Raw genomic sequence first — 17099 nt, 5'->3', positions numbered from 1 at the left:
AACTGCGCTTAGTGCGTGACGCGCGTGACGCCGCCGCTCGACAGCAGCCTCACGCGATCGCCGGCGCGGAAGATTTCGCCGGTGGCAGTTTGGGTGACCGCGCGCATGTCGCCATTATCGAGCCGCACGGTGATTTCGATGCCGTCGCGCATCGCGACGCGGTTTTCGACTGCGTTGCCGGCGACCGCACCGCCGATGCCGCCGACGATACCCGTCGCGACCGAGCCGCGTCCGCCGCCGATCGTACTGCCCGCGAGCGCACCGAGCGCCGCGCCACCGAGTGCGCCGACCCCGCTCGGCTGACCGTTGTTCGTGCTGATCCGCACCGCGCGCACGCTTTCGACCGTGGCCATGCGAACCGTCTGTTCACGCTGCGCCTGCGAAGCAGTGAAAACGTCGGGAGAGCTGCTGTTGACCGCACACCCCGACATGGCCAGCGAACCGGCGATCAAGGTGGCGACGATCAGGCGACTCGATGTTCTCATTCCCAAACTCCCATAGCACGCGATATCAGTGCAGGTCGTATCCGAAGGCCTGCTTGAACCGCTCGTTGATTTCCGCCCGGCTGGGCGCGTAGTTTTGCGGGCCTTGATGCTCGATCTTCAGTGCGCCCATCAGACTGGCGAGACGGCCGGTCGTGGCCCAACCGAGGCCCTTCTCGATACCGTACAGCAAGCCGCCGCGAAACGCGTCGCCGCAACCGGTGGGATCGAGCACCTGCTTTGCCGTGACAGCCGGAATCTCTTCGATACCGCCGCCGTGATGGATCTGGGCACCCTTCTCGCCGAGCGTGATGATCAGCGCGTCGACCTTGCTGGCGATCTGTTCGATCGACCAGCCGGTCTTGTTGCTCACCAGCGCGGCTTCGTAATCGTTGACCGCAACATAGGTAGCAAGTTCAATGATGCGCCGCAGCGTCTCGCCGTCGAACAGCGGCAAGCCCTGGCCCGGATCGAAGATGAACGGCACGCCAGCGGCGGCAAGCTGTTCGGAGTGCTGAACCATGCCGTCGTAGCCGTCCGGCGCGACGATGCCGAGCGTCAGGCCCTTCACTTCGTCGGCGCGGTTCTGGTGCGACTGCATCATCGCGCCCGGGTGGAACGCGGTGATCTGGTTGTTCTCGAGGTCGGTCGTGATCATCGCCTGCGCCGAGTAGGTGTCGGGCACGACGAGCACGTTTTCCGTCGACAGGCCCAGCTGCGCGAGCCGGTCCAGATAGAGCTGCGCGTCGACTGCGCCGATCGCGCCCATGATGCGCGCGTCGCCGCCGAGCAGATTCAGCGCATAGGCGATGTTGCCCGCGCAGCCGCCGAACTCGCGGCGCATGGTCGGCACGAGAAAGCTCACGTTCAGGATGTGGACCTGCTCCGGCAGGATGTGCTCCCGAAAGCGGCCTTCGAAGGTCATGATGTTGTCGTACGCGAGCGAGCCGCAGATGAGCGTAGCCAAGGCGAGCGTTCCTGTATGAAAGCGGTGGGAAGAGACGCGACTCACCGACGGCGCCGCGCGCGAGGCGCGGTGCCGCCGGTGGTGCGCGAGAGGGCTTACTTCAGCGCGGCGAGCGCTGCGTCGTAGTTCGGCTCGTTCTTGATCTCGCCGACCAGTTCGGCGTGCACGACCTTGTCGTTCTCGTCGAGCACCACGACCGCGCGCGCGGTCAGGCCGGTCAGCGGGCCGCTCGTCACGTCGACGCCGTACGCTTGCGCGAACTCATGGCCGCGGAACGTCGATGCGGTCACCACGTTCTCGATGCCCTCGGTCGTGCAGAAGCGCGATGCCGCGAACGGCAGGTCGCCCGACACGACGATCACGGCCGTGTTGCTGAGCTTCGCGGCGGCTTCGTTGAACTTGCGCGTCGACGTCGCGCAGGTCGGCGTGTCGAGACTCGGGACGATGTTGAGCACCTTGCGCTTGCCGGCGAAGTCGGCGAGCGTCAGCGGCTTCAGGTCCTTACCGACCAGCGAGAACGCGGCGGCCTGCTGGCCGACCGACGGGAACGTGCCGCTTACTTCGATCGGGTTGCCACCCAGCGTGACTTGACTCATGTGTTGTGCTCCGAAAAGGGCGTCAGTGATGACAATGATGCGCCCGCTCGAAGGCGGGCGCGCGAGGGTGCGTTACGGATAAAAAATCTGAACGCGGAAATTGGAGGCGATCGCGGTGCCGGTGTCGAGGTGCACGATCATCGTCTGCGTCGCGTGCGCGGGCAGGCCGGCCGCGATCACGGTGCCGGGCGGCACATAATCTTGCGGCCACAGCACGCGCCGCACCGCGACGTTGTTCTGGTCGTCGAGCAGCGTGAGTTCGATCGCGGGGTAGGCGAGCGCGATGTTCAGGCGGTTGTGCAGCGGCATCTTCAGCTCGAGCTTGTGCGGGCCGTCGATCTGCCGCAGATCGGAGGGCTCGACCAGCAGGCCTTCGATGTCGTGCGGCGGCGTCAGCTGACAGCCGAGATGCGCGCAGGCCTGCGCGTACAGAATTTGCGAGCGCGGCAGGTTGACCATCACGGTCTCGCGTTGCCACCACGCGAGTTGCGCGAGCAGCGCAATCACGAGCAGCGCCGCGAGCACCACGCCGGCAACGATCCAGCCGACGCGCCCGGCGTCCGCGGGGCGGGTTTCGCGCATGACCGGGAACGGATCGGCGCCATCGCCGACGGGAGGATTGACCGAGAACGGCTCGCCGCTCGATGGAGCGGGCGAAGGACCGCCCGGTGGGCGCGGGCCGCCGGGACCGCCGGCGCCGAAGACACCCGCGGTACCTGCGGCACCCGCGGCGGCGCCCAGGCCTGCTGCGGCGCCGAAGCTAGCCGGCCCCGCACCGAGCGGGTCGAAGCGCGGTTCGTTGTCGGGCACGCCATGCAGATTCGCTGGTTCGCGCAGAGCCGGTTCATCGAGCGTGGACGGCTCGGGGCGGCCGATCTTGTGCCAGACGCGCGGCGCTTCGTCTTCGACTCGCGGTGGAGCCGCAGACGCGGTGGGCGCAGCCGCCGCGGTGGCCGCGACGACAGGCGGCTCATCGACCGCGTCGTCGGCGGGATAGGCAAACGGTTCGAGTGGCGCGTCGGCCAGCGTCGGCTCATCGTCCGCGGGTAGCGGTGCGGTGAACGCGCCGGCGCGTAACTCAGGTTCGGTTGGCTGGCGCGAAGCGCCTGACGTGACCGGCGCGTGCTCGTTGCCAAGCGGCAGCGGCGCGAGCGGCACGCTGTTCGCCTGGTCGCGCAAACGGCTGTCGAGCGTGCTGGTGGAAAAGCGGGCGGAGGCCTGTTCCGAAGCCGGCGCCCACGGGTCCGATGCGTTGCCGCTGAAGTCCGGGCCGGGTTGCCGCACACCCGACAGCGCTTCGATCGCCGCCGCGGCGGCAACCGGTTTGGCCATGGAAAAATCGCCGCCTTCGGGGACGTCGAACAGACTGCTCGACGCATCGAAGATTTCTTGGCAATGCCCGCACCGCACGAGGCCGCGGCGCTGTGCAAGCTGCGCCGCTTGCAGACGGAAGACAGTTTCGCAGAAGGGGCAACGCGTCGCCAGGTGCATATCGAGCCGTTGAGCCTGAGGCCGTTAGGTTGACAATACGCCTTATTCTAATTGCTTTCGCGGCGCGTTCCGGCGAGGCACACCCAACCTTCATGTTCGCGCCACACGCTGATGTCGATCCAGCGCGCGTAGACCTGCGCGACTTCGTCGGCCTGGCGCGCGAGAATGCCCGACAGCGCGATGCGGCCGCCCGGTTTCACCTTCGACGACAGCATCGATGCCATCAGCTTCAGCGGATTCGACAGGATGTTCGCGACCACGACATCGAACTCGCCGGCCGGGCAGGCATCGGGCAAGCCATAGGTGACTTCGGCGCGATTGCGCTCGCTATTGTGACGTGCCGATTCGACCGCTTGCGGATCGATGTCGATGCCGATCACCGGATCGGCGCCGCACTTCTTCGCCAGAATCGCGAGGATGCCCGAGCCGCAGCCGTAGTCGAGCACGGACTGGCCCGGCTTGATCGACTGCTCGATCCACTCCATGCACAGGCGCGTGGTGGGGTGGCTGCCGGTACCGAACGCGAGTCCCGGATCGAGCTCGAGCACGAGCGCGTCGGGGTCCGGCGCGTCGTGCCACGACGGCACGACCCAGATGCGTTCGCCGATCTGGATCGGATCGAACTGCGACTGCGTGAGTCGCACCCAGTCCTGCTCCTCGACCTCGCGCACGGTGTACGCCGGCGCGGCATCGAGTCCAATTTCGTTGGCCGCGGCGGTCAGCAGCACGGCTGGATCGTGTTCCGGCGCGAGCAGCGCGATCACGCGCGAATGCTGCCATGCGGTGCGATCCGGCGTGAGACCGGGCTCGCCGAATAGCGGTTGCTCGTCGGGCGTGTCGGCGTCGGCGTCTTCGACCGATACGGACAGCGCGCCCAGTTCGAGCAGCGCGTCGGACAACTCCTCCGCGTGCTCGCGCGCCAGTTCGGCGACCAGTTCCCGATAGCTCATGACTTACGCTTCTTCCGCGACCTGCTGACGCGCGGCCAGCCGGTTTTCGAGGTAGTGAATGCTGGTGCCGCCTTCGACGAACTTCGCGTCGAGCATCAGCTCACGGTGCAGCGGGATGTTGGTCTGAATGCCTTCGACCACCATTTCCGACAGCGCGATGCGCATCCGCTTGATCGCCTGTTCACGCGTCGCGCCGTAAGCGATCAGCTTGCCGATCATCGAATCGTAGTTCGGCGGCACGAAATAACCATTGTAGGCGTGCGAATCGACGCGGATGCCGGGGCCGCCCGGCATATGCCAGGAGGTCAGGCGTCCCGGCGACGGCGTGAACTTGAACGGATCTTCGGCGTTGATCCGGCATTCGATCGCATGGCCGCGGAACTGGATGTCGCGCTGACGGAAAGTGAGCTTCTCGCCGGCCGCGATGCGGATCTGTTCCTGCACGATGTCGACACCGGTGATCAGTTCGGTCACCGGATGCTCGACCTGCACGCGCGTGTTCATCTCGATGAAGTAGAACTCGCCGTTTTCATACAGGAACTCGAAGGTGCCCGCGCCGAGGTAGCCCATCTTCTTGCACGCGTCCGCGCAACGATCGCCGATGCGGTCGATCAGACGACGCGCGATGCCGGGCGCCGGCGCTTCCTCGATCACCTTCTGGTGACGGCGCTGCATCGAGCAGTCACGCTCGCCGAGCCACACGGCGTTCTTGAACGAGTCCGACAGCACCTGAATTTCGATGTGCCGCGGGTTCTCGAGGAACTTCTCCATGTAGACCTGCGGGTTGCCGAACGCGCGGCCGGCTTCCTCGCGGGTCATGTTGACCGCGTTGACGAGCGCCGCTTCCGTGTGGACCACGCGCATGCCGCGGCCACCGCCGCCGCCCGCCGCCTTGATGATGACCGGATAGCCGACCTGGCGGGCAATCTTCACGATCTCCTTCGGATCGTCCGGCAGCGCGCCTTCCGAGCCTGGCACGCAGGGCACGCCGGTCTTGATCATGGTCTGCTTGGCCGTGACCTTGTCGCCCATCATGCGAATCGTTTCCGGGCGCGGGCCGATGAAGGTGAAGCCGGACTGCTCGACGCGCTCGGCGAAGTCGGCGTTCTCCGACAGGAAGCCGTAGCCGGGGTGGATCGCCTCGGCGTCAGTGACTTCGGCCGCGCTGATCAGCGCGGGCATGTTCAGATAGCTCAGATTCGACGGTGCCGGGCCGATGCAGACCGCCTCGTCGGCGAGCTTCACGTACTTGGCTTCCTTGTCGGCTTCTGAATAGACGACGACCGTCTTGACGCCGAGTTCGCGGCAGGCGCGCTGGATACGAAGCGCGATCTCGCCACGATTGGCAATGAGGATTTTTTCAAACATAGCGGGTTTTCGACTCATCAATGGGCGCCGGGTCGGTCACGACGCCGGCTGCCGCAGAGGATCGGTCGCGCGCCTCGGGACGAGCGGCGCGCGGGCGGCGATTGGTGCGTGCCGCGTTAGCCGACCACGAACAGCGGTTGGCCGTACTCGACCGCCTGGCCGTTTTCGACGAGGATTTCCTTGACCACGCCGGACTTGTCCGACTCGATCTCGTTGAGCAGCTTCATCGCCTCGATGATGCAGATGGTCTGGCCTTCCTTGACCGTGTCGCCGACCTGCACGAACGGATCGGCGCCCGGCGACGGCGCGCGGTAGAACGTGCCGACCATCGGCGAAGTCACGACGTGACCCTGCGGCGCGGCGGCGGCCGGCGTCGCCGGAGCACCCGCGGCGGCTGCCGGCCCTTCGACCGCGCCTGCCGGTGCCGACGGCGCGAATTGCGGTGCGGCGTACGAGGGGGACTGCTGGACGTAAACCGGCGGCGCATTCTTGACGATGCGGACCTTGCCTTCGCCCTCGGTCACTTCGAGTTCGGAAATACCGGACTCCGAGACGAGGTCGATCAGAGTTTTGAGTTTACGTAGATCCATCAGGGTGCCCCTTTTCAATGCGTAGTGTGCCGGCGCGTGCAAGCGTGCAGTAGCCGGCTCAAATTGGACGTGTTTGGATTCAGCCGCGCGACGAGCCGGCCGCGAGCCGGTCGAGCGCGAATTCGAGCGCGTACAGATACCCCTTCCAGCCGAGGCCGCAGATGACCCCCTCAGCCTGGTCGGAGAAATACGAGTGATGCCTGAACGGTTCCCGACGATGCACGTTCGACAGATGAATCTCGACGAACGGGATGCCGACCCCCGCTAGTGCGTCCCGAATGGCCACGCTCGTGTGCGTGTACGCGGCGGGATTGATCAGGATGAAATCAGTTTGCTCGGTGCGGGCCGCCTGAATACGGTCGACCAGCGCGCCTTCGTGATTGCTCTGGAACGACGCGAACTCGACGCCTGCGTCGGCTGCGCGGTCCGCCAGCGCCTGATCGATCTGCGGCAGGGTCACGCGACCGTAGACCTCGGGTTCCCGGGTGCCGAGAAGGTTGAGGTTGGGTCCGTGCAGTACCAGCAGTCGCGTCATGGTCGCTTCTTTTTCCGTGGAATTGCGCGAACTTTAGCGCTGATTAGAGAAACTTGTCTAGTTTCGCGCGCGTACGCGGCTGCGGCCGGGGCGGCCCGCCGCGCGGCCATGGACCCAACTTCACTCAAATTCGGGAATTATCCGCGCATTTTTGCTCGTTCTGCACGGAATCGGATGTCAAAAAGCGCCGCGTCAGAAATCGGGAAATTTACAGCGTATCGAGCGTCTGGCGCAGCGCCGCGGGGTCGATCTGGCCCAATTTTGTCGAGCGGATGTTGCCTTTTGCGTCGATCACGACGGTAAACGGCAAACCGCCCGCATTGTTGCCGAACGCGCGCGCGAGGTCGGCGCCGCCGAAGCCGGTCACGAAGATGGGGTACGCGACCTTGACCTTCTGCAGGAAGGTCTGGATGTTCTTTTCCGAGTCGACGCCGAGGCCGACGAACTGGATGCCTTTCTTCGCGTACTCCCGCTGGATCTGCGACAGCGCCGGCATTTCCTCGACGCACGGGCCGCACCACGACGCCCAGAAGTTGACGACGATCGGGTGACCCTTGAGCAGGCTCAGCGATTGGGGCTTGCCGTCGACGTTCGTGACCGGCGCGGTCCACAACTGCTGGACGGGACTCGCATGGGTGTCGGGCTGTGACCCGGGCTGCGCCGCGTACGCGACGTCGGTACCGCGATTGAGCCAGTGATTGGCCAGCACGCCGCCGCCCGCGGCGATCAGCGCAACGGCCGCGCCCGCCAGCATACGTCTCGTGTTCATCGTGCTCCGTTCTGTCTGATCAATTGGTGAAAGACGGCACTTCGTCGCCGTCGAGCAGCGCCTGCACCGCCTGAAGTTTCGCCCGCGCCGCGCGGCCGCGGGCATCGGCGCGCACCGCGCCGCGCAGGTCGTCGGTTTCGTACAACGCGACGTGGATGCCGACCGGCTCGGCGTTGCGCTCGTTCGCGGGACGCCACAGAAAGCTCAGCGTCTCCACATAGCCGCGCCCCGCGAAGTGGCGCGTTTCCGACACGTCGTACTGGATGTTCGCATTGAGCATGTAGATCGCGACTTCCTTTGGGTTGTCGCAAAACACCTGCAGATGCACGTCCGAATGCTCGCCGGCCGTGCCGCCGAGCACCGCGCCCGTCAGATACGGATTGAACGGCGCGAGCCGTTCCATCCAGTCGACGGCGATCACACGCAGCCGCCGCAGCAGCGCCGGCTGGCTGTCGCCCTGGAACAGCGACTGATATTCGCGGATTTCTTCTTCGATCTGGTCGTTGTCCGGCAGCCATTCTCCGGCGACACGAGTCTCGCCGACGATCTGCCGGGCCGCCTTGCGCTTCGCGCTGGCGTAGTCCAGACCGTCTTCGGCAATCAGACGTGCAGCCGCGATCGCGATTTCCTCGCGCACGCGCTGCGGATCGAAATGTGATTTGCGAACCATCCTTGCATGATACTCGATCGCACCTGGCGACGCGGTTCGGCGCCCCGGACGGGGCGGCGCCGGGCGTGGCCGGCAGGGGCGGCGCGCGCCGCGTCGGTTACAATAGGCGTCCTTTGCAGACGGTCGTTCCGGCCGTCCTGCGGCTCTCCCATCCCTCGCAAAAAACGCCCGCGCGGCACGACAGGCTTATGCACATCCACATCCTCGGCATCTGCGGCACCTTCATGGGCGGACTCGCGGTGCTCGCGCGCAATGCCGGCCACACGGTGACCGGCTGCGACGCCGGCGTCTATCCGCCGATGAGCACGCAACTCGAGGCGCAAGGCATCCGTCTGATCGAGGGTTACGACGCGGACCAGCTGAACGGCCTGAACGCGGATCTATTCGTGATCGGCAATGTGGTCACGCGCGGCAACCCGCTGATGGAAGCGATTCTGGACCGCGGCCTGCCGTACGTGTCCGGTCCGCAGTGGCTCGGCGAACACGTGCTGAACGGCAAATGGGTGCTGGCCGTGGCCGGCACGCACGGCAAGACCACCACGAGCTCGATGCTGACCTGGCTGCTCGAAGACGCGGGCCTGAACCCGGGCTTCCTGATCGGCGGTGTGCCGCTGAATTTCGGCGTGTCGGCGCGGCTCACCGATTCGAGCTTCTTCGTGATCGAAGCCGACGAATACGACACCGCATTCTTCGACAAACGCTCCAAGTTCGTCCATTACCGCCCGAAAACGGCGGTGCTGAACAATCTCGAATTCGATCACGCCGACATCTTCCCCGATCTCGCCGCGATCGAAACGCAGTTCCATCATCTGATCCGCACGGTGCCGCGGCTCGGCCGCGTCGTCACGAACGGCCGCGAGGACGCGCTCGAGCGCGTGCTCACGCGCGGCTGCTGGAGCGAGGTTGAGCGCTTTGGCGTACAGGGCGGCTGGGAGATTCAAGCGGCGGAGCAGGGCGAGCCCATCGACGAACGCTTCGCCGTCTATCACAACGGCGAGCGGGTCGGCGTGGTCGACTGGCAGGTGCAGGGCGAGCATAACCGCATGAACGCGCTCGCCGCGATCGCCGCCGCGCGCCACGTCGGCGTGCCGCCCGCGCAGGCCGCGAAGTCGCTGTCCGGCTTTCGCAATGTGAAGCGCCGCATGGAAGTGCGCGGCAGCGTCGACGGCGTGACCGTGTACGACGACTTCGCCCATCACCCCACCGCGATCGAGACGACGGTGGCGGGGCTGCGCGCGCGCGTCGGCCGCGACAACACGCGAATTCTCGCGGTGCTCGAACCGCGCTCGAACACGATGAAGCTCGGCGTGATGAAGGCGCAATTGCCGGCGAGCCTCGTCGATGCCGACCTCGTGTTCGGCTACGGCGCACCGAGCGGGCGCGACGCGCTCGGCTGGAACCTCGGCGAAGCGCTCGCGCCGCTCGACGGCAAGGCCCAGGCGTTCGACAACCTCGACGCGCTCGTGAAGGCGGTGGTCCACGCGGCGCGCCCCGGCGATCAGATCCTGGTGATGAGCAACGGCGGCTTCGGCGGCGTGCATCAGAAGCTGCTCGACTCTCTCTCGACGCGAGGCGCGTCGTGATTCTCTATCTGCACGGTTTCCGTTCGTCGCCGAATTCGTTCAAGGCGCGCCTGCTCGCCGCGCGTCTCGCCGAACTGGGCCGCGCCGACGAGTGGTGCTGCCCGATGCTGCCGGTCTCGCCACTCGAGACGGTCGCGCTCGCCGAAGCGCGGGTGGCCGAAGCTCGCGCGCAGGGCGGAGCCCAGCAGGTGACGGTGATCGGCAGTTCGCTCGGCGGCTACTTCGCCACGCATCTGGCCGAGAAGCACGGCTGGCCGGCCGTGCTGCTGAACCCGGCGGTCGTGCCGCAGCGCGACCTGAGCGCGTATCTCGGCGAGCAGCCGCTGTGGCACGGCGGCGGCAGCATCGTGGTCGAGCCGCATCATCTGGATGAATTGCGCGCGCTCGGCGTCGCGTCGATCACGCGCCCCGAACGCTATTATTTGATGGCAGCCACCGGCGACGAAGTGCTCGACTACCGCGAAATGCTCGCGCACTATCCGGGCGCGCGCACCACGCTGATCGAAGGCAGCGACCACGCGATCAGCGAGTTCGTGCAGTATCTCGACGACGTGCTGGCGTTCTGCGATGGCGAGCACGTCGAGCCGCCGGCGCCGCGCGCGGCGGCCTGACGGCCTGCAAGGACGTCAGTCGGAAAGACACACCGACCGCCACCGCTGGTCGCAAGATTCAACCCGCTGGCGCGCGCAGTGCGCGCCGCGGATTCACTATCACGAACAGGTTGCCGTGTCGCGCATGCAGTGATCGATCGCCACAGAGCGTCGGGCGCACCGGCAGATGCTAGTCAGAACGAGAGTATTGAGTGAACGTTTTCTTCGAGGAATCGGGCAGTTTCAAGGCCGGCAGCGTGCTGTCGCGCCAGGGCGACGCATTTCAGGTCGAGTTGCCGGGCGGGCGGCGCGCGAAGGTGCGCGCGAAGGATGTGCTGATCGAGTTCGAGAAGCCCACCGCGGCCGAACTGATGCAGCAGGCCGACGCATTGGCGCAGGAGATCGATCTCGACTTCCTGTGGGAATGCGCGCCGGACGATGAATTCCCGTTCGCGACGCTGGGCGCCGAGTATTTCGGCGCGAGCTTCGGCGCAATCGAGCGCGCGGCGCTGGTGCTGCGCATGCACGGCTCGCCGGTGTACTTCCGCCGCAAGGGCCGCGGCATGTACCAGCGCGCGCCGCAAGAGCAGTTGAAGATGGCGCTCGCGGGCCTCGAGCGCAAGCGTCAGCAGGCGCTCGTGCAGGCGCAGTACGAGGAAGAGCTGAAGGCTGGCCGTCTGCCGGACGCGTTCGCGGGCAGCAAGGGCCTCGCACTGCTGACGAAGCCGGACAAAAACACCATCGAGTACAAGGCGCTCGAAAACGCCGCGGCCGCGCGCGGCATCTCGCAGGCGCGGCTGATGCTCGAATGCGGCGCGATCGCGTCGCCGCGGGCGCTGCACGAAGCGAAGTTCCTGTCCGAGTTCTTGCCGCACGGCACCGGCTTCCCGCCCGTGGCGGCCGCGAACGTGCCCGACGATCTGCCGCAGGCCGACATCGAAGCGTTCTCGATCGACGACGTCACCACGACCGAAATCGACGACGCGTTCTCGGTCGAGCATCTGGCCGACGGCCGCGTGCGCATCGGCGTGCACATCGCCGCGCCGGCGCTCGGCATCCAGCGCGGCGACGACGTCGATGCGATCGCGCGCGCCCGTTTGTCGACGGTCTACATGCCCGGCGACAAGATCACGATGCTGCCCGACAGCGTCGTCGAAACCTTCACGCTTGCCGAGGGTGGTTATCGGCCGGCGCTGTCGCTGTATGTGATCGTCAATCGCGAAACGCAGGAGATCGTCGCGAGCGAAACGCGCGCCGAGCGCGTGTTCGTGAAGAACAACCTGCGCCACAACACGCTCGACGAAATCGTCACCGAACAGGCGCTCGCCGAAGGCACGGGCGAGTATGCGCACAAGGACGATATCGCGGTGCTGTGGCCGTTCGCGCAGGCACTGTTCGAGAAGCGCCAGACCGCGCGCGCCGGCTACGGCCTGCGCCGCGAAGTGCAGCGCAATACCGACTTCAATTTCTACGTCGACGGCGAACACATCACGATCACACCGCGCCGGCGCGGCTCGCCGCTCGACACGATCGTCGCCGAGCTTGCGATTCTCGCGAACTCGTCGTGGGGCGGATTCCTGCACGATCACGGCGTGCCGGGCATCTATCGCACGCAGCGCGCGTTCGGCGCGCCGAGCGGCCCGAAGCGCACGCGCATGCAGACCAACGCCGCACCGCACGAAGGGCTCGGCGTCACGCAGTACGCGTGGAGCACCTCGCCGCTGCGCCGCTACGTCGACCTGGTGAACCAGTGGCAGCTGATCGCGTGCGTGCAGCATGGCGTGACCGCGAAGCTCGCCGCGCCGTTCAAACCGAAGGACGCCGATCTGTTCGCGGTCGTGCAGGGCTTCGACGACACTTACACCGCATACGCCGACTACCAGCGCCGCATGGAGTACTTCTGGTGTCTGCGCTGGCTCAAGCAGGAGAATCGCAAGCAGGTGGTCGCGTCGGTCGTGAAGGGCGATCTCGTGCGACTCGAAGAAATTCCGCTGCTGCTGCACGTGCCGGGCCTCGGCGTGCATGCGCGCGGCACGCGTTTGCAGATGGAAGTGATGTCGATCGATGAGCTGACGATCGAAGCGTCGGTGCGTCTGCTGCACGTGCTCGATGCGCCGACCGTGACGAGCGGCGCCGAAGCTGAAGAAGGCGAGGACGAGGGCGACGAGGAGTTGCTCGACGCAGCGGACGACAGCGCCGAAAGCGAAGCCGAGGCCCAGGCCGAAGCCGACGGCGGCAGTCCCAACGACAACCCCGGCGCCGACGAATCCGCGGCGACCGGCGACGGCAACGACGCCGCGAACACCGCCGACAACGACCAACACATCACGGAGCCGGGACGATGAGCGGCAACCAGACACGCGACCGCTACGCGGTCATCGGCAATCCGGTCGGCCATAGCAAGTCGCCGTTCATCCATGGACGCTTCGCGGCGCAAACCGGCGAGCCGGTCGACTACCGTCATCTGCTCGCGCCGGTCGACGCGTTCGTGCCGCACGTGCGCGCGTTCATCGAAGCGGGCGGCCGCGGCCTGAACGTGACGGTGCCGTTCAAGCTCGAAGCACATGCGTTCGCGAACACGCTGTCGCCGCGCGCGGCCGCGGCCGGCGCGGTGAACACGCTGCGCGTCGACGCCGACGGGATCTACGGCGACAACACCGATGGCTTCGGCCTCGTGCGCGACATCGAGGTGAATCTCGGCGTGCCGCTGAAAGGCGCGCGGATCCTGCTGCTCGGCGCGGGCGGTGCCGCGCGCGGTGTCGTGCTGCCGATGCTCGACCGCGCGCCGCATACGCTGACGATCGTCAATCGCACGGCGCAGAAGGCCGAGGCGCTGGTCGACCAGTTCGCGCAGGCTGCGAGCGACGCGCACTGCCGTCTCACCGGCGGCAGCGCCCGCGCGATCGAAGCGGGGCAGTACGACGTGATCGTCAACGCGACCGCGGGCAGCCTCGATGCGTCGCTTCCCGAGTGCGACGACCGCGCGTTCGGCAACGGCACGCTCGCCTACGACATGATGTACGGCGCGCATCCGACCGTCTTCATGCAGCACGCGGCGAAGCTCGGCGCGCGCGGTGCCGATGGCCTCGGCATGCTGGTCGAGCAGGCCGCCGAATCGTTCTATGTGTGGCGCGGCGTGCGCCCCGACGGCGCACCGGTGCTCGCCGAATTGCGCGCGCTGCTGACCGCGCCGTCGCACACATAACGCCAGCACGCGGACAGCACGCACCATGACAGCGACGCGCCGTGCCAGCGGTTCGCGTGGCCAGGCCGGCCCGCTGCGCTGGCTCGGCTATTTGCTCGCGGTGGTGGCCATCGCCTGGCTCGCGACCCAGGCGTACTACTTCGCGCAGATCGCGATCTGGAACGTCGTCAATCCGCGCTCGACCGCGTTCATGCGCTCGGACGCATGGCGTCTGTCGCAGGACCGGCCGGATCTGTCGGTGCAGCGCACGTGGGTGCCGTACGAGCAGATTTCGCGCAACCTGAAGCGCGCGATCATCGCCTCCGAGGACGCGAACTTCGTCAACAACAAAGGCTACGAAACCGACGCGATTCTGCAGGCGTGGGAGCGCAACAAGGCGCAAGGCCGGATCGTGCGCGGCGGCTCGACGATCTCGCAGCAGCTGGCGCGCAACCTGTTTCTGTCGCGCGAGAAAAGCTATATCCGCAAGGGCCAGGAGCTGATCATCACGTGGATGCTCGAAACGCTGATGGACAAGCAGCGCATCTTCGAGATCTATCTGAACTCGGTCGAATGGGGCAACGGCGTGTACGGTGCCGAGGCGGCCGCGCAGTACTACTACAAGACCTCGGCGAGCAAGCTCACGGCCGCGCAGTCGGCGCGGCTCGCGGTGATGCTGCCGCGCCCCAAATATTTCGATGAACATAGGAGTTCGGCGTATCTCGCGCAACGCGCGCGAGTCATCGCGCGGCGGATGGGCGCGGCTGAACTTCCGGATTGAAAAAGCGCTCGATTCCCTCGGTTTTACCGCTCCGAAGCCCGCCTCGCGCGGGCTTTTTTGCGTCTTGACTCAAGAGCGCGACGTTCCGCTAAACACGTGATCGCCAACTAAAATCTCAATATATGGACTCAACATTCACATATTGGTGATTCTCAAAAGTCGCCCTACAATCCAAGCCAACATGCATCGCGAGTCGGCGCTCCAGCGCGCCGATACAGCGAACCGCGACAGAAAAAACCGGAGACGAGGCCAACATGTCTGGCAGCCGATCACAGCAGCCGCGCGAGCGCGGCGCCGCCCGCGTTCCCGCCCTGTTCTCCGGTCCCGCGCACCAAGCGCAGAAACCATCCGAAAGCGAATCGCCATGAACAAAGCGATGCCCACTCACGCCGCCAGCGCGGCCGAGGCTGCGCCGGGGTCGACCGGCGGGCCGAACAGCGCCGCCAATTCCGCGCTGAATTCCGCGCCGCGCGAGGCTTCAGCCGTCAGCGCCAATGTCGCCGCCAGCGCGTCCGCGACCGCGAGGGCGTCCCGCCCGGTGGCGCGCGCGGCGACCGTCGACGGACTCGGGCTGCCGGTCACGCTGCTGGAAATCACGCCGCAGCAGGCCGGCACGCAGACGCTGTTGCGCGGCCTCGCAATTCTCGAAGCGGCCGCGGCCGGCGTGCGCGACCTGCGCAGCTTCGGCGCCGCGCTCGGCACGACCCGCAGCACCACCCATCGACTCGTCAGCAGCCTCGTGCAGGCGCGCTATCTGCGCCAGGTGCAGGGCGGCTATCTGCTCGGGCCGAAGCTGATCGAGCTCGGCACGATCGCGCTCGAACAGATGCCGCTCACGGCCGTCGCGCGTCCGCATCTGGAGTCGCTGGCCGAGCAGACACTCGACACGATCCACCTCGGTGTGCGCGATGGCGACGACGTGCTGTACATCGACAAGATTCCCGGCACACGTGGCCTCGAAATGCGCTCGCGCGTCGGCCATCGGATGCCGCTCGCGTCGACCGGCATCGGCAAGGCGATGATGCTCGACCTTGGCTCCGACGCATGGCAGTCGCTGTTCGACGCGTCGCGCCGCGCGCTCGCGGGCGTCAGCTTCAAGCCGGACAACCGCCCCGACGCGCCGACCTTTCTGCAGCGCATGACGAACTACGCGGCCGGCGGCTACACGTTCGATCTCGAAGAGAACGAAGCGGCGATCCGCTGTGTCGCGGCGCCGGTGCGCGATGCGTCGGGCGCGATCGTCGCGGCGCTGTCGGTGGCGAGCACGATTCCCTACATGTCGCTCGAACGGATGGATGAACTGATTCCGATCGTGCAGCGCGAGGCGCGCGCGATTTCGGAGGAACTCGGTTGGCGCGCTCCGCAACCGGCCACGCGCAGGATCAAGCGATGAAACAAGCGGGCACCGCCACGCTGGCGAACCACCAGGCCGCCGCCGCGCCCAACCCGGGCGTGAAGCCGGACGCGACCGATGTCGCCGATACCGCCGCCGTCGATTTCACGCAGGCCGCGCTGATCGCGCTCGACTGGGGCACGACGTCGCTGCGCGCCTATCTGTTCGACGCGCACGGTCGCGTGCTGGCGACGCGCGCATCGACGGCCGGCATCATGAATCTGCCGCGCAGCGCGGCCGAGGGCGGCTTCGACGCCGCGTTCGACGACGCCTGCGGCGCGTGGCTCGGCCACGCGCGCGGCGTGCCGGTGATCGCGGCGGGGATGGTCGGCAGCGCGCAGGGCTGGCTCGAAGCGCCGTATGTCGAGACGCCCGCGAACGCGGATGCGCTGGTGGCCGGTATCGTCCGCGTGCAGACCGCGAGCGGGGCGACGCTGCACATCGTGCCGGGCGTGCTGCAACGCGGCGAGCTGCCGAACGTGATGCGCGGCGAGGAGACGCAGATTTTCGGCGCGCTCGACGCGGACGCGAACGGCGCGCAAGACACCAACGCCGCCGACAGCAACGCCCGCTCGCTGATCGGCCTGCCCGGCACGCATGCGAAGTGGGCGGTCGTGCAGGCGGAGCGCATCGAGCGTTTTCATACCTTCATGACCGGCGAGGTGTTCGCCGCGCTGCGCGAGCACACGATTCTCGGCCGCACGATGGTCACACCCGATCGTCCGGATACCGAAGCCTTTCTGCGCGGCGTGAACATCGCGCGCGAGAAGGGGCAGGCAGGTGTGCTCGCGACCGTGTTCAGCACGCGCACGCTCGGCTTGACCGGCGCGCTGTCGAGCGAGGCGCAGCCCGACTATCTGTCGGGCCTGCTGATCGGACACGAACTCGCCGGCCTGGAAGCGGTACTCGCTCAGCAAGGCAGCTCGCTCGCGCAACAGAGCCTGCGGCTGATCGGCAACGACGCGCTGTGCGAGCGCTACCGCCTCGCGCTCGCGCAATTCGGCTGTCTGCGCGCGGATCTGGTCAGAGACGCGACCGAACGCGGCCTGTGGCGCGTCGCCGTCGAAGCGGGGCTCGTCCGGCCATCCGCCCAGGCGGCACACGCAGGCTGACCGGCGCGACGTTCGCCCAAGACGCTCACGAAACAAGG

General features: G+C 66.8%; 17 protein-coding genes. 7 read left to right on the top strand and 10 right to left on the bottom strand.

Annotated elements, in window-relative coordinates:
* Positions 1–8 precede the first annotated feature (8 nt).
* From L0U84_RS17305 to L0U84_RS17260, 10 genes are all read right to left on the bottom strand, one after another.
* Complete coding sequence (locus tag L0U84_RS17305; protein WP_233851368.1) at positions 9–485, bottom strand: hypothetical protein; 477 nt, start codon at positions 483–485, stop codon at positions 9–11.
* A 25-nt stretch (positions 486–510) separates the two neighbouring features.
* The gene (locus L0U84_RS17300; protein WP_233851366.1) at positions 511–1449 is read right to left on the bottom strand and encodes a carbohydrate kinase family protein; all 939 of its coding nucleotides are present in this window, start codon (positions 1447–1449) and stop codon (positions 511–513) included.
* A 95-nt stretch (positions 1450–1544) separates the two neighbouring features.
* Complete coding sequence (tpx, locus tag L0U84_RS17295) at positions 1545–2045, bottom strand: thiol peroxidase (protein ID WP_129957783.1); 501 nt, start codon at positions 2043–2045, stop codon at positions 1545–1547.
* A gap of 72 nt (positions 2046–2117) precedes the next feature.
* Positions 2118–3536: a zinc-ribbon and DUF3426 domain-containing protein gene (locus tag L0U84_RS17290; RefSeq protein ID WP_233851364.1), complete on the bottom strand. Its 1419-nt coding sequence runs from the start codon at positions 3534–3536 to the stop codon at positions 2118–2120.
* A 47-nt stretch (positions 3537–3583) separates the two neighbouring features.
* On the bottom strand, positions 3584–4486 hold the full coding sequence (gene prmA, locus L0U84_RS17285) for a 50S ribosomal protein L11 methyltransferase (protein WP_233851362.1): 903 nt from the start codon (positions 4484–4486) through the stop codon (positions 3584–3586).
* Positions 4487–4489: 3 nt separating this feature from the next.
* Positions 4490–5854: an acetyl-CoA carboxylase biotin carboxylase subunit gene (accC, locus tag L0U84_RS17280; RefSeq protein WP_233851360.1), complete on the bottom strand. Its 1365-nt coding sequence runs from the start codon at positions 5852–5854 to the stop codon at positions 4490–4492.
* 116 nt (positions 5855–5970) lie between these two features.
* Positions 5971–6444: an acetyl-CoA carboxylase biotin carboxyl carrier protein gene (accB, locus tag L0U84_RS17275; RefSeq protein ID WP_233851358.1), complete on the bottom strand. Its 474-nt coding sequence runs from the start codon at positions 6442–6444 to the stop codon at positions 5971–5973.
* 79 nt (positions 6445–6523) lie between these two features.
* The gene (gene aroQ, locus L0U84_RS17270) at positions 6524–6979 is read right to left on the bottom strand and encodes a type II 3-dehydroquinate dehydratase (RefSeq protein WP_129957788.1); all 456 of its coding nucleotides are present in this window, start codon (positions 6977–6979) and stop codon (positions 6524–6526) included.
* A gap of 208 nt (positions 6980–7187) precedes the next feature.
* Positions 7188–7748, bottom strand: coding sequence for a TlpA family protein disulfide reductase (locus tag L0U84_RS17265; RefSeq protein ID WP_233851356.1), 561 nt, complete (start codon positions 7746–7748; stop codon positions 7188–7190).
* A gap of 19 nt (positions 7749–7767) precedes the next feature.
* Positions 7768–8418, bottom strand: coding sequence for a UDP-N-acetylmuramate--alanine ligase (locus L0U84_RS17260; protein ID WP_233851354.1), 651 nt, complete (start codon positions 8416–8418; stop codon positions 7768–7770).
* 137 nt (positions 8419–8555) lie between these two features.
* Here L0U84_RS17260 and mpl point away from each other — a divergent pair, with 137 nt between their 5' ends.
* From mpl to L0U84_RS17225, 7 genes are all read left to right on the top strand, one after another.
* Complete coding sequence (mpl, locus tag L0U84_RS17255) at positions 8556–10001, top strand: UDP-N-acetylmuramate:L-alanyl-gamma-D-glutamyl-meso-diaminopimelate ligase (RefSeq protein ID WP_442794038.1); 1446 nt, start codon at positions 8556–8558, stop codon at positions 9999–10001.
* Positions 9998–10612 (top strand): YqiA/YcfP family alpha/beta fold hydrolase, encoded by a 615-nt coding sequence (locus L0U84_RS17250; protein WP_233851350.1) that lies wholly within the window; start codon positions 9998–10000, stop codon positions 10610–10612. Before mpl ends, L0U84_RS17250 begins: the two co-directional genes overlap by 4 nt.
* Before the next feature lie 191 nt (positions 10613–10803).
* Complete coding sequence (locus L0U84_RS17245) at positions 10804–12936, top strand: ribonuclease catalytic domain-containing protein (protein WP_233851348.1); 2133 nt, start codon at positions 10804–10806, stop codon at positions 12934–12936.
* Complete coding sequence (aroE, locus tag L0U84_RS17240; protein ID WP_233851347.1) at positions 12933–13796, top strand: shikimate dehydrogenase; 864 nt, start codon at positions 12933–12935, stop codon at positions 13794–13796. The genes L0U84_RS17245 and aroE overlap by 4 nt, the downstream gene beginning before the upstream one ends.
* A 25-nt stretch (positions 13797–13821) precedes the next feature.
* Positions 13822–14556, top strand: a complete 735-nt coding sequence (mtgA, locus tag L0U84_RS17235) for a monofunctional biosynthetic peptidoglycan transglycosylase (protein ID WP_233851346.1) — start codon at positions 13822–13824, stop codon at positions 14554–14556.
* A gap of 364 nt (positions 14557–14920) precedes the next feature.
* Positions 14921–15949, top strand: coding sequence for an IclR family transcriptional regulator (locus tag L0U84_RS17230; RefSeq protein WP_233851345.1), 1029 nt, complete (start codon positions 14921–14923; stop codon positions 15947–15949).
* Positions 15946–17061, top strand: a complete 1116-nt coding sequence (locus L0U84_RS17225; protein ID WP_233851344.1) for a 2-dehydro-3-deoxygalactonokinase — start codon at positions 15946–15948, stop codon at positions 17059–17061. Before L0U84_RS17230 ends, L0U84_RS17225 begins: the two co-directional genes overlap by 4 nt.
* The last annotated feature ends 38 nt before the right edge of the window (positions 17062–17099 follow it).

The organism is Paraburkholderia sp. HD33-4, from assembly GCF_021390635.1.
GTDB lineage: Bacteria > Pseudomonadota > Gammaproteobacteria > Burkholderiales > Burkholderiaceae > Paraburkholderia.
Note: the sequence above shows the minus strand (reverse complement) of the source record. Positions and strands in the feature narration are given on the sequence as shown.